This is a genomic window from Halogeometricum rufum (assembly GCF_900112175.1).
In the GTDB taxonomy this organism is placed as follows: Archaea; Halobacteriota; Halobacteria; order Halobacteriales; family Haloferacaceae; genus Halogeometricum; species Halogeometricum rufum.
Genome location: NZ_FOYT01000001.1, coordinates 1,666,067 through 1,680,096, shown reverse-complemented (window position 1 = coordinate 1,680,096; position 14,030 = coordinate 1,666,067). Strand labels below are relative to the sequence as shown.

Annotated in this window: 14 protein-coding genes; 12 read left to right on the top strand and 2 right to left on the bottom strand. The window is 68.3% G+C overall.

Annotation, left to right across the window (positions count from 1 at the left end):
- Window positions 1-67: 67 nt before the first annotated feature.
- The 4 genes from menE to BM310_RS08640 all read left to right on the top strand — a co-directional run bounded on the left by menE (window position 68) and on the right by BM310_RS08640 (window position 5,105).
- Window positions 68-1,783, top strand: coding sequence for an o-succinylbenzoate--CoA ligase (menE, locus tag BM310_RS08655; RefSeq protein WP_089806527.1), 1,716 nt, complete (start codon window positions 68-70; stop codon window positions 1,781-1,783).
- 74 nt (window positions 1,784-1,857) lie between these two features.
- Entirely contained in the window at window positions 1,858-3,519 is a 1,662-nt protein-coding gene (locus tag BM310_RS08650; protein WP_089806525.1) for a long-chain fatty acid--CoA ligase, read from the top strand.
- 105 nt (window positions 3,520-3,624) lie between these two features.
- The gene (locus BM310_RS08645) at window positions 3,625-4,773 is read left to right on the top strand and encodes an acyl-CoA dehydrogenase family protein (protein ID WP_089806521.1); all 1,149 of its coding nucleotides are present in this window, start codon (window positions 3,625-3,627) and stop codon (window positions 4,771-4,773) included.
- A gap of 47 nt (window positions 4,774-4,820) precedes the next feature.
- The gene (locus BM310_RS08640; protein WP_089806519.1) at window positions 4,821-5,105 is read left to right on the top strand and encodes a hypothetical protein; all 285 of its coding nucleotides are present in this window, start codon (window positions 4,821-4,823) and stop codon (window positions 5,103-5,105) included.
- A 7-nt stretch (window positions 5,106-5,112) separates the two neighbouring features.
- Here the strand turns inward: BM310_RS08640 and BM310_RS08635 are convergent, their stop codons facing one another.
- The gene (locus BM310_RS08635) at window positions 5,113-6,360 is read right to left on the bottom strand and encodes an MFS transporter (protein WP_089806517.1); all 1,248 of its coding nucleotides are present in this window, start codon (window positions 6,358-6,360) and stop codon (window positions 5,113-5,115) included.
- A gap of 197 nt (window positions 6,361-6,557) precedes the next feature.
- Between BM310_RS08635 and BM310_RS08630 the strand changes: the two genes are divergently transcribed.
- The 8 genes from BM310_RS08630 to BM310_RS08595 all read left to right on the top strand — a co-directional run bounded on the left by BM310_RS08630 (window position 6,558) and on the right by BM310_RS08595 (window position 12,036).
- Window positions 6,558-7,373: an SDR family NAD(P)-dependent oxidoreductase gene (locus tag BM310_RS08630; RefSeq protein WP_089806515.1), complete on the top strand. Its 816-nt coding sequence runs from the start codon at window positions 6,558-6,560 to the stop codon at window positions 7,371-7,373.
- A gap of 59 nt (window positions 7,374-7,432) precedes the next feature.
- Window positions 7,433-8,236, top strand: a complete 804-nt coding sequence (locus BM310_RS08625; protein WP_089806513.1) for an N-acyl homoserine lactonase family protein — start codon at window positions 7,433-7,435, stop codon at window positions 8,234-8,236.
- 210 nt (window positions 8,237-8,446) lie between these two features.
- Window positions 8,447-9,622, top strand: coding sequence for an MBL fold metallo-hydrolase (locus BM310_RS08620; RefSeq protein ID WP_089806511.1), 1,176 nt, complete (start codon window positions 8,447-8,449; stop codon window positions 9,620-9,622).
- Between the two features lie 6 nt (window positions 9,623-9,628).
- Entirely contained in the window at window positions 9,629-10,192 is a 564-nt protein-coding gene (locus BM310_RS08615; RefSeq protein ID WP_089806509.1) for a YeeE/YedE family protein, read from the top strand.
- Entirely contained in the window at window positions 10,189-10,680 is a 492-nt protein-coding gene (locus BM310_RS08610) for a YeeE/YedE family protein (RefSeq protein WP_089806507.1), read from the top strand. The genes BM310_RS08615 and BM310_RS08610 overlap by 4 nt, the downstream gene beginning before the upstream one ends.
- A 136-nt stretch (window positions 10,681-10,816) precedes the next feature.
- Window positions 10,817-11,230: a helix-turn-helix domain-containing protein gene (locus tag BM310_RS08605; RefSeq protein ID WP_089806505.1), complete on the top strand. Its 414-nt coding sequence runs from the start codon at window positions 10,817-10,819 to the stop codon at window positions 11,228-11,230.
- 95 nt (window positions 11,231-11,325) lie between these two features.
- Window positions 11,326-11,526, top strand: coding sequence for a DUF7835 family putative zinc beta-ribbon protein (locus BM310_RS21900; protein WP_089806503.1), 201 nt, complete (start codon window positions 11,326-11,328; stop codon window positions 11,524-11,526).
- 105 nt (window positions 11,527-11,631) lie between these two features.
- Window positions 11,632-12,036: a response regulator transcription factor gene (locus BM310_RS08595; protein WP_089806500.1), complete on the top strand. Its 405-nt coding sequence runs from the start codon at window positions 11,632-11,634 to the stop codon at window positions 12,034-12,036.
- Window positions 12,037-12,160: 124 nt separating this feature from the next.
- On the opposite strand, the gene BM310_RS08590 is transcribed toward BM310_RS08595, so the two are convergent.
- Window positions 12,161-13,969, bottom strand: a complete 1,809-nt coding sequence (locus BM310_RS08590; protein ID WP_089806498.1) for a bacterio-opsin activator domain-containing protein — start codon at window positions 13,967-13,969, stop codon at window positions 12,161-12,163.
- Between the last annotated feature and the right edge of the window lie 61 nt (window positions 13,970-14,030).

Sequence of the window (14,030 nt, the reverse complement as noted above, 5' to 3'; positions counted from 1 at the left end):
CGACCAACGGGCGACGCCCGGCGCGAATCGCGAAAGGTAGTTTACCCTCGCCGCCGAGTGGCGAACGATGCGCGATTGGCTCTCTCACCGGGTGCGGACTTCGCCCGACGCGACGGCACTCGTCCACGCCGGCACGGGCGAGTCCTGGACGTTCACCGAGTTGGACGGGATGGTCGAGGAGACGGCGGGCCGACTCGTCGCACTCGGCGTCGCGCCGGGAGACCACCTCGGCGTCGTCCTCGAACCCCGCGTCGAGTACGTCACGCTGATTCACGCGGCGATGCGCCTCGGCGCGACGCTCGTCCCGTTGGGCGACGGACTCACCCCGCGGGAACTCGGCCGGCAGGTGGAGACGGCCGACGTGACCGTCCTCGTCTGCGGCGCGGAGACGGAGGCGAGAGCCGTCGAGGCCACCGACGACGTGCCAGTCCTCAGCGTGGACGCGACGGTGACGGCGAACGCGACGGCGGTGGTGTCCATCTACGAGTTCCTCCCCGAACCGGTGACGCCCGCGACGTGGTCGCGGGAGGACGTGCAACTCCTGCTGTTCACCTCGGGCACGACGGGCGACCCGAAGGCGGTGCAACTGACGATGGGGAACGTCCTCGCCAACGCCGTCGCCTCCGTGTTCCGCCTCGGCTTCGACCCGGGGGACCGTTGGCTGGTGACGCTCTCGTTGCACCACATGGGCGGCATCGGCCCCGTCCTCCGGATGCCGCTGTACGGAACGACCGTCGTCCTGCGCGAGGAGTTCGAGGCCGGGCCGGCCGCCGACGACATCGACCGGTACGACGTGACCGGCGTCTCTCTCGTGCCGACGATGCTCCGGCGGATGCTCGACAGTCGCGGTACCCTCGCGTCGTCGCTTCGGACGGTCCTCCTCGGCGGCGCGCCCGCCCCGCGGGAACTCGTCGAACGCTGCCGCGACTACTCCATCCCCGTCTACCCCACCTACGGGATGACCGAGACGGCCTCGCAGGTGGCGACGGCGCCGCCCGACGAGGCGTTCGGCCACGTCGGCACCGTCGGGCGACCCCTGTTCTGGACGGACGTGACCGTCGTCGACGAGGACGGGGAACGACTCCCCCCGGGCGAGACGGGGGAGTTCGTCGTCGACGGTCCCACCGTCTCGCCGGGGTACTACGGGGACCCCGAGGCGACGGCCGAGGCGTTCGGCGAGTTCGGCCTCCACACGGGCGACGTCGGTTACGTGGACCGGAGCGGCCGCCTCTACGTCCTCAACCGCGTCGACGACCGTATCATCACGGGCGGGGAGAACGTCGACCCCGGCGAGGTGGCGGACGTCCTCCGTTCGCACCCCGGCGTGCGCGACGTGGCCGTCGTCGGCGTCCCCGACGCAGAGTGGGGCGAACGCGTCTCCGCGCTGGTCGTCCCCGAGACGGACGAACTCGACCGGACCGACCTCGAGGCGTACGCCCGCGAGCGACTGGCCGGGTTCAAGATTCCCCGCGCCGTGGCGTTCGCAGACGAACTCCCGCGGACCGTCTCGGGCACCGTCGAACGGGACGCGGTCCGCGAACGACTGGCGGCACACGACGAGACGGACGACGGCGGCGAGAGCGACGGCAGCGACGGCATCGATTCGGACGACGGCGAAAGCACCGAACCGACGGACGACGGCGACGCCGCGGACGGGGCAGACCGGGCCGATGCGGGAGAATCCGACGGCGCCGGCGACGACGACGGCGCCGATTCGGACGACGCGGCGGCGGGCGACGCGGACGACGCCGACGATAGACGGTCCCCGGAGACGGAGAACTGACGCGGCGGACAACTCCTCTGTTCGGGTCGTCGGTTCACGAACGATGATTATAGTGGAGCACGTGGGTCCGAGGTATGCCCGGTGCAACAGACCAGACGCTCCGACCGTTCCTCTGGCGCGCGCAGAAGATGTTCCCCGACCGAGAGGTCGTCTCGCGGACGCACGAGGGGGTTCAGCGCTACACCTACGCCGAATACGGCGACAGAGTCGCCCAGTTAGCGAACGCCCTCTCGGCCGCCGGCCTCGGCGACGGCGACCGAGTGGGGACGTTCTGCTGGAACCACCACCGCCACTTCGAGACGTACTTCGGCGTCCCGTCGATGGGTGCGCAACTGCACACCATCAACCCGCTCTTGCCGGACCACCACGTCCAGTACATCGTCGAGAACGCGGCCGACAGACTGCTGTTCGTCGACCCCTCGCTCGTGGAGAAACTGGACGAGGCGTACGACGAGGAGGCGTTCGCCTCGGTCGAACAGTTCGTCGTGATGGGCGAGGAGGTGCCCGACACCGACCTGTCCCCCGTGACCGACTACGAGTCGTTCCTCGCCGACGAGGACGCGGCGTACGACTGGCCGGACCTCTCCGAGGACCAACCGGCCGGGATGTGCTACACCTCCGGGACGACGGGGAAGCCGAAGGGCGTGGAGTACACCCAGCAGATGCTGTGGGCGCACACGATGGCGTCGCTCCCCGAGGCGGGACTCGACCTCCGTTCGTCGGACGTGGTGATGCCCGTCGTACCGATGTTCCACGTCAACGCGTGGGGGATGCCGTTCTCCACCACCGCCGCGGGAGCCAAGCACGTCTACCCCGGCCCGTCGCCGACGCCCGCGGACCTCGCCAGTCTCATCGAGGAGGAGGGCGTGACGCTCACCGCCGGCGTCCCCACCGTCTGGCTCGGACTCCTCGACTACCTGGAGGAGAACGACGCCGACATGTCGTCGCTGGAGACCATCGTCATCGGCGGGTCCGCGGCCCCGCAGTCGGTCATCCGCCGGTTCGACGAGGAGTACGACGTGGACGTCCTCCACGCGTGGGGGATGACGGAGATGTCGCCCATCGGCACCGTCGCGCGCCTCAAGCCCGGGATGGAGTCGCTCCCGAAGGACCAGCAGTACGACAAGCAGGCGAAACAGGGCCTCCTCATCCCCGGACTGGAGATGCGCGTCGTCGACGACGACGGCGAGGAGGTGCCGTGGAACGGCGAGGACTTCGGCGAACTGTGGGTCCGCGGCCCGTGGGTGACGACGGAGTACTTCGAGCGACCGGAGGCCAACCAGGAGGACTTCGAGGACAACTGGCTGAAGACGGGCGACGTGGTCACCGTCGACGAGGAGGGCTACGTGAAGATCGTCGACCGGGCGAAGGACGTCATCAAGTCCGGCGGGGAGTGGATATCCTCCGTCGAACTGGAGAACACCCTGATGGCCAACGACGGCGTCGCGGAGGCCACAGTCGTCGGCGTCCCCCACGAACGCTGGCAGGAACGGCCCGTCGCGTTCGTCGTGCCCGCCGCGGGGACGGACGAGGACGCCCTCAAGGCGGAACTCGTCGAGATGGTGAAAGCGGAGTTCCCGAAGTGGTGGGCCCCGGACGAAGTCGTCTTCATCGAGGAGGTGCCGAAGACGGCCACCGGCAAGTTCGACAAGAAGGTGCTCAGAGACCAGTACGACGACCAGTCGCTGGTCGAGGGGAAGACGCCCGAGGACGCCGCGCCCGACGCCGACGACTGACGCGCGCCGGCCGCGCCGTCGCCGTCACCGTCTCGAAACGATAAACTCGTTTGAAGGTTTCCACAGTTCCGTGGATTATTTTACCTTACAATTCTACTCCGAGGTATGGACCTTCTCGACGAGAGCGTCGTCCCCGAACACGCGCGGGACGTCAAGCAGACGGCACGCGAGTTCGCCGACGAACACGTCCGACCGAACGCGGAGGAGTACTTCGAGAGCGGCGAGTACCCCTGGGAGATTCTGGAGGCCGGCATGGACGCCGGCATCGTGGCTCAGGACATCTCCGAGGAGTACGGCGGCAAGGGGTACGACCTGCAGCAGATTCTCGCCATCAACGAGGAACTGTACCGTGCGGACGCGGGCATCGCCCTGACGCTCATGCTCGCCTCGTTCGGCTGTGAGATAGTCGAACACTACGGCTCCGAGGAGCAGAAGGAGGAGTACCTCCGCCCGGTCGCCGAGAACGAGCAGATTTCGGGGCTCGCCGTCTCCGAACCCCAGACGGGGTCGGACATGGCCGGCATGACGACGACGGCGGAGAAGACGGACGAGGGGTGGGTGCTCAACGGCGAGAAGTACTGGGTCGGCAACGCCGTCGAGGCCGACTGGCTCACCGTCTACGCGAAGACGGACGACACCGACGACCGGTACTCGAACTACTCGATGTTCATCGTGGAGACGGACGCGGAGGGCTACGAGGCCGAACACATCCCCGAGAAGATGGGGATGCGCGCCTCCAAGCAGGGCCACATCGTCTTCGACGACTGCACGGTTCCCGAGGAGAACGTCGTCGGCACCCCCGGCGGCGGCTTCTACATGCTCGCGGACTTCTTCAACCACGGCCGCGTCGTCGTCGGCGGGCACGGCATCGGTCTGGCCGCGCGCGCCATCGAGGAGACGTGGGAGTTCGTCCACGACCGGGAGGCGTTCGGCCGCAACATCTCGGACTTCCAGTCGACGCAGCACATCCTCGCGGACATGCGGATGGAGTTCGAGGCGGCGCGGTCGCTGAACTGGCGCGCCGCGGAGAAGGTCCAGAACGGCGAGAACGCCGGCTTCTGGGCGGCGTCGACGAAGACCAAGTCCACCGAGACGGCGATGATGTGCGCCGAACGCGGCATGCAACTGCACGGCGGCCGGTCCGTCCTCAACGAGTACCCCATCTCGCGCGTCTACCGCGACGTGCGCATCCCGGTCATCTACGAGGGCGCGAACGAGATTCAGCGCAACCTCATCTACCGGCAGTCGAAGTAACGGACGTCGACACCCGCCTTTTTGTCTCGGTCGACCGATTCCCCGCCATGGAACTCCGTCTCGACCGGTTCGCCGCGGAGCCGAGAGGCTGGGAGACCGCCCGCGTGTTCGTCTTCGGTTCGCTGGCGTTCTTCGGTCTGTACGCGTCCTTCGCGGTCGTCTCCGGGACCGGCGACGCCACGATGCTCGTCTTCGGCGTCGCCAACGCGATGGCCGGCGTCGCGGAACTCCTCCCGAAGCGACGGCAGCGGTGGGTGAACGCCCTGCGGGCGGGTGCGGTCGGCGTCCTCCTCCTCGTGGTCGCGGGAGCGCTGGGCCGCCTCCTCGGGTAGCGTCGGGTCACGAGGCGGCGTCCGCGGCCGCACCGTTCTCCGTCGGCGTCACCCGGCGTTCCAACAGCAACACGCCGACGGCCAGCACCGCACAGACGCCCGCCAGCGTCGGCCACAGCAGCGACGAGAGCCCGGCGTCGAAGAACGCGCCGCCGACGACGGAACCGAGGCCGAACCCGAGTCGCTTCGCGACTTCCAAGAGGGACAACTGCGACCCGCGGTCCTCCGCGCGCCCCAGCGACGACGCCAGCGACGTTATCAGCGGCGCGTGCAGAATCTCGCCGAGCGTTCGGAGGACGAGGAACGCGCCGACGAGGCCGACGCCGAGCGTCGCGGACACCGAGGAGACGGCGGCGACGGCGAGCATGCTCGCGGCCCACAGCGACGCGGAGACGACCAGTCCGCGGGTCCGCCGCCACGAGGCGACGGCGGCGACGAGGGGGAGTTGGAGCGTGACGATGACCAGCGGATTGAGGACGTACAGCGTCCCCAGTTGGGAACTCGTGAGTCCCAGCGTCTCCTCGGCGACGACGGGCACCGTCGTCTGCATCTGCGCGTACAGCACGGCGAAGCCGACGTTGAGGACGGCGAGCGTCAGGACGCGACGCTCCGAGAGCGCCCGCCCCCAGTCGCCGACGGCGTCGCGGAGGGCGGCGTCCGTGTCGCCCTCGTGGAGTCGCGGCAGGGCGTACCAGAGGACGCCGGCGACGACGGCGCAGGTGAGACCGTCGAGGACGAACACGGACAACGCGGCCACCTCGTAGAGGACGCCGCCGACGACGAACCCCGCGCCGAAGCCTGCGTTGTTGCCGACCTTCAGGAGGGCGAACGCCCGGTCCCTGTCGCCGCCCTCGGTCAGGTCGGCGATGGTGGCGTGACTCGCCGGCGTGTAGAGGCCGAGCGTGAGGCCCGCGGCCGCGGCGACGGCGACGAACGCCGGTCCGCTCTCGACGAGGGCGTAGGCGGCGAGCGTCACCGAGGAGAGGAGCATGCTGGCGACCATCACGGGCTTTCGGCCGCGTCGGTCGGCGAGGTAGCCGCCGACCGCCGTGCCGACGGCGGTGGCGACGTTGTTCGCGAGGAGGCCGAACCCGACGACGGACAGCGAGATGCCGACGGCGAGGTGGAAGTGGACCGTCGCGAACGGGTAGACCAGCCCCGAGCCGAACAGGTTGACGAGTTGGCCGGCGGCGACGGCGTACACCGGTCGCGGGAAGCCCCGGAGGGCGTCCAGCGAGAACGACGGAGACGACACGCGCGGCGGTTCGGTACGCCGGGTGGAAAGCGTCCCGGAACCGGCGTCCCCTGCGCCGTCTGCACCGCGACTCGCCCCGGCCGCGCCGCGCGCCGAACGGACCGCCGCACTGACGGCGTCGACCCGTCAGCGGCGTGGACTGTTCCGAAGCCGCTGAGAAATGTTATTTGGTACCATGGAACGTACTTCGGGTCGGTATGTCTACCGAACACTCGCTGGAAGACGCGGTATCGATAGTGACCGGGGCGGGCGGACAGATCGGCGAGGGAATCGCGGTGGAACTGGCGAAGGCGGGTAGCGACGTCGTCGTCGCGGACGTGGACGTCCTCGACACGGAGTACAACCAGCAGTCGTCGACGGAGGTCGGCGGCGCGACGCGGGCCGAGGAGGTGGCCGGCCGGGTCGAAGAACACGGCCGGCGGGCGCACATCGTCGAGTGCGACGTGACGCACGCCGACCAGGTCGAGGCGATGGTCGAGGAGACCATCTCGGAGTTCGGCCGACTGGACGTCCTCTGCAACAACGCGGGCATCATCACCTTCGACACGGTCGACGAGATGGACGAAGAGGAGTGGGACTCGGTGATGGACGTGAACGTCAAGGGCGTGTTCCTGCCGTCGCGGGCGGCGATTCCGCACCTCAAGGAGTCGAAGGGGTCGATAATCAATACCGCCTCCATCGCCGGGACCATCGGCGCGGCGGGACTGGCCCACTACTGCGCGTCGAAGCACGCCGTCCTCGGACTCACCAAGTCGCTGTCGCTCGAACTCGCCGGCGACGACGTGACGGTCAACGCCATCTGCCCCGGCATCGTGGACACGCCGATGTGGAGCAAGGTGCTGACGCCCCAGATGGGCGAGGACTACGAGGAGACGGTCAAGCGCGCCATCCCCCTCGGCCGCGACCAGTCGCCCGAGGACATGGGCCGCCTCGCCGTCTTCTACGCGACGAACCGGAACGTCACCGGGCAGGCACTCGCCGTGGACGGCGGCATCCTCCAGAACGTCATCTGAGCCCTCCCCGCACCGTCGTTCGGACGAATAGTTATCCCCGCTCCGGCCTACCGGCCAGTATGGTCGATGCGTCAGTCAGACTAGTGGACAGAGGTCGCGTGCACGCGGACATGGGCTACGTCGTGGACGGCTACACGATGGGAAGCGCGTCGAACCCGAACCCCGACCACGAGATGGGGGAGTTCGTCGTCTGGAACGCGGTGATAGACCACCCCGAGGGGACGTTCCTCTGGGACACGGGGTCGCACCCCGAGGCGGGCGACGGCTACTGGCCCGAACCGCTGTACCAGGCGTTCTCGCACGTCGACGCCGCGGAGCACGAACTCGAAGCGGACCTGAACCGCGTCGGCTACGACCTGTCGGACATCGACGCCGTCGTGACGAGCCACCTCCACCTCGACCACGCCGGCGGCCTCCGCGCGTTCGCCGGGACGGACGTGCCGATATACGTCCACGAGGAGGAACTGAAGTTCGCCTACTACTCCGCGAAGACGACCGAAGGCTCTATCGCCTACCTCGCCTCGGACTTCGACCGCGACCTGAACTGGAACGTCGTCCACGGGCACCGCCACACCGTCGCGGAGGACTTCGAGTTGCACCACCTGCCGGGGCACACGCCCGGCGTGATGGGCGCGCGAATCGACCTGCCCGGGGAGACGGTACTCGTCGCGGGCGACGAGTGTTACGTGGACGCGAACTACGCCGACGAGGTGCCACTCGGACCGGGTCTGCTGTGGTCCGAGCGGGACTGGTTCGACAGTCTGCAGACGGTGAAGGAACTCGAACGCCGCACCGGCGGCGACGTCCTCTACGGGCACGACCTGGCGCGGTTCGAGTCGTTCGGCGACGGTTGGAACGTCTGACCGCCCGGCGAGTAGTTGTCCGCTCCGAACAATACCCCTCGCTCCGGAGAGTCGCGAAACCAGACAGCTTGTTGATACGAGGGCCGCGGAGGTCGGCTCACGGACCGATGCGTGACGCTACGCGAGACGGAGAACAGACGCAGTATTTCGCTCTCTGCACACAACCTTGGAAATCCTTAAGGGCGCGTGTCCAGTAGTCGGGGTACCTACATGAGTCTGCCAGACCTCCCCGATTTGGACGTCGAGGTGCCGGCTATCTCGGCGGAGTCGCTGAAGGCGCGACTCGACGCCGGCGAGGAACTCGTCCTTCTCGACACCCGCCCGCCGGAGAAGCACGAGGAGTGGCGCATCGACGCCCCCACCGCGACACACGTCAACCGCTCGTACACCGAGTATCTGGACGCCGAACTGACCGACGAACTCGTCGCCGGCCTGCCCGAGGACGAGGAGTTCGTCGTCCTCTGCGCCGTCGCCCACACCAGCGAGTTCGTCGCCGGGAAACTCCGGCAGGCGGGCTACGACGCCGTCGTCCTCGAAGACGGGATGGAGGGCTGGGCCGGCCTCTACGAGTACGCCGAACTCGACACCGACTTCGACGGGACCGTCGGCCAGTACCACCGACCGTCCAGCGGGTGTCTCGCCTACCTCGTCGTCTCGGGCGACGAGGCGGCCGTCGTCGACCCCCTCCGCGCGTTCACCGACCGCTACGTCGCCGACGCCCGCGAGTACGGCGCGAGCATCGAGTACGTCGTCGACACGCACGTCCACGCCGACCACGTCAGCGGACTGCGCGAACTCGCCGCGGCGACGGGTGCGAAGACGGTCCTCTCGGCCGCCGCGGCGGCCCGCGGCGTCGCCTACGACGCGGACGTCCTCGTCGAGGACGGCGACGAACTCACCGTCGGCGACGCGGCGCTCGAAGCGATGGCGACCCCCGGGCACACCTCCGGGATGACCTCCGTCCGCGTCGGCGACGTGCTCCTGACCGGCGACGGCCTGTTCACCGACAGCGTGGCTCGACCCGACCTGGAGGAGGGCGAGGCGGGCGCTCGCGACGCGGCGCGGACGCTGTACGAGACGCTCCAGGAGCGGATTCGCCCCCTCCCCGATGATACGCGCATCGCTCCGGCTCACACGTCGGGCGGGGCGGCCGCGCACGAAGACGGCACGTACACGGCTTCCCTCGGAGAACTGACCGCGCGCATGGACGCGCTCCGGTACGACCGCGAGGCGTTCGTCGACTACGTCCTCTCGGACATGCCGCCGCGGCCGGCGAACTACGAGGAGATAATCGAGACGAACCTCGGCCGGACCGACGTGGACGACGACGAGGCGTTCACGCTCGAACTCGGCCCGAACAACTGCGCCGCGGGGACGGCCGACTGAGCGACGATGTCCGGTCTCTCACTCGCCGCCGTGGCCGCCGTTCCGCTCGCCGGCGTCGCCGACCTCTTGTCCGTCGGCGTCGCCGACCTCTTGTCCGTCGGCGTCGCCGACCTGTTCCCGAACGGCTGGGTTCACTACGCCCTCGGCGGCGTCCTCATCGGCCTCGGCGCGTCCGCCATCTACCTCTCGACGGGCATCATCGCCGGCGCGAGCACGTTCCTCGAATCGACGCTGTCGTACGTCTCGAACGTCCCGCGGTTCAACAAGGGGAAGTACGTCCGCTCGCGCGACTGGCGCGTCGTCTTCACCGTCGGCATCGTCCTCGGCGCGGCCGTCTACGCCCTGACGCTCGGTCCCGGCGGGTGGACGACCGAGGTCCAACCGTGGCGGCTCCTCGTCGGCGGGACGCTGGTCGGCGCGGGGACGCGCCTCGGCAAGGGTTGCACCTCCGGCCACGGCGTCTGCGGCATCGGGTCGGGGTCGAACACCTCCATCGCCAACGTCGCCACGTTCATGCTCCTCGCCATCGGGACGGCGCAACTCGTCGCCGCGCTGGGGGTGTCGCCGTGAGCGCCGAGAACGGCGTCCGTCCGGCGCAGGACGACGCTCACCCCCTGTTCCTCCCCGTCATCTTCGTCGGCGGGCTGGTGTTCGGGTTCGGCCTCGGCCTGAGTCGGATGGCGCGGCCCGAAGTCGTCCTGAACTTCCTGCAGTTCGAGGACTTCGGCCTCCTGTTCGTGATGGGCGGCGCCGCCGCCGTCACCGCCGTCGTCTTCACCGTCGGCGTCAGACTGAAGCGCGGCGCACCGCTCACCGGCCGGCCGTACGAACGCCGCGAGAAGTCGTTCGACCGGAACGTCCTCTTCGGCGGCGCCGTCTTCGGCGTCGGCTGGGGACTCTCGGGCATCTGCCCGGGCGCGGCCTACGCCAGCCTCGGCGTCGGTAACGTCCCCATCCTCTGGGCCATCGGCGGGATGTTCCTCGGGGCGTACGCGCAGGGGTATCTCCGGACCGCGCTCGGGTCGTCCGACGACGCCGCGGCGACGTCGGCCGACTGACCCGCGCGACTGGCCGGGCGGACCGCCGCGCCGGACGGCTCCGGCGAACGGCGTTCGCACCGTCTGACGCGGTTGGGTCAGTGTTGTACCGTTCAAACAAACCCTTTTTACCGCGGACTCCCAAGAAACGACGAGTATGCCCGATTCGATGGCCGAATATCTCCAGGCCGACATGGAGTGCGAGGGGCTCTTGGAGTGTCTTCACGGCCTCAAACAACTGGACAAGGAAGTGTTCCGAACGCTCGTCGAGTCAGCCGAACCGCTGACCGTGGACGAGGTAGCCGACAGCGTCGAGCGCGAACGTTCGACGGCTTATCGGGCTATCCAGCGACTCCTGCAGACGGGGTTCGTCCAGAAGGAGCAGGTCAACTACGACCAGGGTGGGTACTACCACGTCTACCGACCGACAGACCCGGACGAAGTCGCAGACGACATGCAGCGGATGCTCAACGACTGGTACGCGAAGATGGGGACGCTCATCCAGGAGTTCCGCGACAAGTACGAGCGAGAAGAGGAGGCTCCGCAGGCAGAAGTCGCGACGTCCGAGTGAGACGGGCTATTTTTCGTGCCGGTTCGGGCGCTCCCTAACGGCTTAGGCCGACTGTCTATGCCCGCGTGGCCGCTATCCGTAGGTGGCGAATCACAATGTCGAAGAGTGAACCGGGACTTACCGAGCTGACGGAGTACTGTGACAACTGTGGCGTCCGAACCGCGCACGACGTCTCCATCGAACTGAAGACTGAGAGTTCGAAGCAAACCAATCAGGAGTTCTCGCGGGAGCCGTACCGCGTGACGGAGTGCGTCAAGTGCGGTGACGAGACCAGCCAACGAATGAACGACGCGTGACCGAATCCGCCCCCGTATCGTCCGGCGACCGCTCGCCCCACCGCTCGATAGATACACGGGCGACCCCGAGCGACGGTGCCGAACTCCGGTGGATTCATCGTACCCATGACCCTCACATCAGCTGACGTGCCGACGAAACGCCCCACCGTCCTCGTCGCAGACGACGAGGCCGCCCTGACGGACAGCATGGCCGTGTGGCTGTCCGACGACTACCGCGTGCGGACCGCCTACGACGGCCACGAGGCGGTCAGCGCGTTCGGTCCGTCCGTCGACGTGGTCCTCCTCGACCGGCGCATGCCGGGCCTCTCCGGAGAACGCGTCCTCGAACGACTCCGCGAGGCGGAGGCGAACGCGCAGGTGGCCCTCCTCACGGCGACCAGCGTCGAGGAGTTCGGCCCGGAGGTGTCCGAACTCGGCTTCGACGCGCACCTCACGAAACCCATCTCCCGAGACGAACTCCTCGACGCCGTCTCGGACCTCGCGTCCGCCTCCGAACCCCCACAGCACTGACTCGACGGCGACGTGCCGCGTCGGGAGCAGTCGCTCGTTCTGATACCGTCTCGTCCGAAGGACCAACGAGCGTCGCGTCGACCCGTCGTGACCGCGCGCTCCCGCCTCCGCGACGCCCGACTCCTCAGTCGCGGTTCGCCGAGTCCGCTATCTGCCGCCGTTCGTCCGCGGACGATTCGGCCGTCTCCTCGAAGAACGTCGCCATCAGTTTCTGCTCGCCCGCGCGCAAGTGTTCGTGAAACGTCGGCGCGGAGATACCGAGCGACTCGGCCACCTCCTCGGCCGTGCTCCCGCGCGGCCAGTCGAAGTAGCCCGAGACGAACGCCGTCTCCAACACGTCCCGCTGTCTGTTCGTGAGTTTGTCCTCCAGTTCGCGCTTGAACGTCTCCGTCGACTGGACCGAGCGCTCGACTTCGCGCTTGGCGACGACTTCCATCGCGGGGAACGCCGACTGGAGGGTGTCGCTCAGGACGCGCAGGTCCGCCTCCGGCGAGACGGTGACGACGAGCGACCCGTCCCCGTCGGCGGCCGTCAGGGTGTCGACGCTCGCGCCGAACTCGACGAGGGGGACCAGCACCGTCGAGTCCGCGACGCGAAACTCGAACAGCGACTTCTCGGGCGTGTCGGTGATGGTCCGCGCGTGTTCGACGTCGTCGTGCGTGGTGAGGTACTCGAGGACGGTGTCGGCGGCGGCTCCCTCGACGCTGACGTAACAGGAGATGCCGCCGTCGGCGGCGGGGGAGAACCCCTGCAACGAGACGCGCGCGCCGACGGCCGCCGAGAGGTCCACGAACAGGTCGCCGCGGTCACCGTGCGTGAACTCCAGTTCCACCGCCGTGTCGCTGTAGAGGAGGCGCTTGGACTCGGCGGCGTTGATACCGTGACCGATGGTCGCGCCGAGTTCGTCGAACACCGCCCTGTCGTCGTCGTCGAACGACTCCTCGCCGTCGGTGTAGACGACGAGCGCGCCGTACGCGGTGTCGCGGTAGGCGATGGGGACGACGATGGCGGAGAGGCGCTCCGGCGACAGGTCCGTCGCGGACCCCTCGTCGGACTCGAACACCGCCCGGAAGTGGTCGGCGTCCACGCGTTCGACGAGTACCGCGTCGAGGTCCTGCAGGGCCGAACGAACGAGAGGCGTGACGGCGTCCGTCTGTCCGTCGAGGCGGGGCAGCGTGATGCCCGCGGCGGTCCGGCAACTGACCGTGTCGACCGTGTCGCTGTAGCGTGCGACCCACGCGCCGAGGTAGGAGTCGAACGACGCGAGCGCTTCGCACACCGTCTCCTCTATCTCCTCGCGCGTCGTGGCGTCCACGAGCGCCCTGTCGACCTCTCTGAGCAGGTCGTTGATGTGGTGCAGGCGGTCGAGTTGGCGCTGGCGACGCTCGATTTCGTCCTCCTGTCCCCGTCGAACCGTCTCCACCTGTTGGCGGAGTTCGTTCAACGCCTCCGGGTCGCGGAGGTCCTCCACGTCGCGCGTCTCCAGGGCCGCCTCGGTCGATTCGAGCGCGAAGAACTCCCGGACCTCCTCGTCGAACTCCGACCGCACGACCAGTTCCTCGACGGCCTCGCGGACGTCCGTCTTCGTCACCGGCTTCACGAGGTAGTCGTCGAACGGCATGTCGACGATTTCGGTGTCCGGTTCGACGGCCGTCATCATCGCGACGTGGCAGTCGAGCCCTCGCTCTCGGAGGCGTTCGAGGACGTCGTCGCCCGACAGGTTGGGCATCCGACGGTCCAGGAGGACGACGTCTACCGTCTCGTCCGCCTGCGACAGGGCGTCCTCGCCGCCGTACGCGACGCGGACCTCGTAGTCGTCGCGGAGCCAGTATTCGCAGGTGTCCGCCAGGTCCTCGTCGTCGTCGACGACGAGAACGACCGGCTTCGCTGAGCGATTCTCGCCGTCGTCGCCCAGCGAACGTTCTGTGGACATGTTGATAGCGTTTCAGACTGCCCCCACAGATATATATTTGACCATTGGTGAGTCGAATTTA